Origin of the sequence: Alkalimonas collagenimarina, assembly GCF_030717845.1 — a bacterium.
GTDB lineage: Bacteria > Pseudomonadota > Gammaproteobacteria > Enterobacterales > Alteromonadaceae > Alkalimonas > Alkalimonas collagenimarina.
Window position 1 is genome coordinate 1 of the sequence record NZ_JAUZVZ010000067.1, and the last position, 732, is coordinate 732.

Sequence of the window (732 nt, forward strand, 5' to 3'; positions counted from 1 at the left end):
TTATTCTACGATATCCGTAACGGCCTTTATGCGCGTGGTAGATAGCCTCTATTTGTGACTTTAACGCTTCATCAGGGCAAGCCTGATTCAGTGCCTGGCGATGATAGTAGTAAACGCTTTTGGGTAAGCCGGTTGCTTTAAGTAAGTGACGTAAGCTAAATTTCGCCTTAAGCTCATTGACCACTAAGGTCTTTTCTTTGCTTTTTTCTTTTTCGCTTGAGCCAAGGCTTCTAACTTTTTTAAGACAGCATTCTCCGCACGTAAATAATCCAATTCTTCACGTAACTCTTTTTCTGTCATTTGCTCTGATGGCTTAGGCTCAGAAGAGAGATGTTTCATACAGGGCATGCCTTTTCTCTGTGAATGAAGTCTGGAAATACCTTCAAGAGAATAAAGCTTTTGCCACTGAAATAATATACCTGGCGTAGACAAGTCAAAATAGGCGCTCGTATATCCAAGCGACCAGTCATTTTTACGCATTGCGGTTAGTACTTTCATCTTAAAATCAACGGTGTAAGGGTAGTCTGATTGCAAAAAGCTATTTGCACCATGTATCCGATAAACCATTGACCAATAGCGAATTTGTCTAGCTGGAACATTGTGCTTACAAGCTAGAGAATTCGAACCTTCTTGTTCAGCAAGTTGTGCTAATTTAAGTTTAAATACTCTTTGATACTTGGACATAAAAAGACCCCCAGTAATTGGAATGTCCAACTATTGGGGGTCACTTCA

At 40.2% G+C, this 732-nt stretch carries 2 protein-coding genes; both read right to left on the reverse strand.

Annotated features, from left to right (window positions below; genetic code table 11):
• Nucleotides 1-184, reverse strand: a 184-nt coding sequence (locus Q3O60_RS17615; protein WP_369812689.1) for an IS3 family transposase, incomplete at its 3' end; no start/stop codon positions are given.
• Complete coding sequence (locus Q3O60_RS17620) at nucleotides 184-684, reverse strand: transposase (RefSeq protein ID WP_305895232.1); 501 nt, start codon at nucleotides 682-684, stop codon at nucleotides 184-186. The genes Q3O60_RS17615 and Q3O60_RS17620, both read right to left, overlap by 1 nt.
• Nucleotides 685-732 lie beyond the last annotated feature (48 nt).

Bases quoted from the DNA above. Each gene is read 5' to 3' on its own strand.
- Q3O60_RS17620 (WP_305895232.1), bottom strand. From the start codon at position 684: ATGTCCAAGTATCAAAGAGTATTTAAACTTAAATTAGCACAACTTGCT.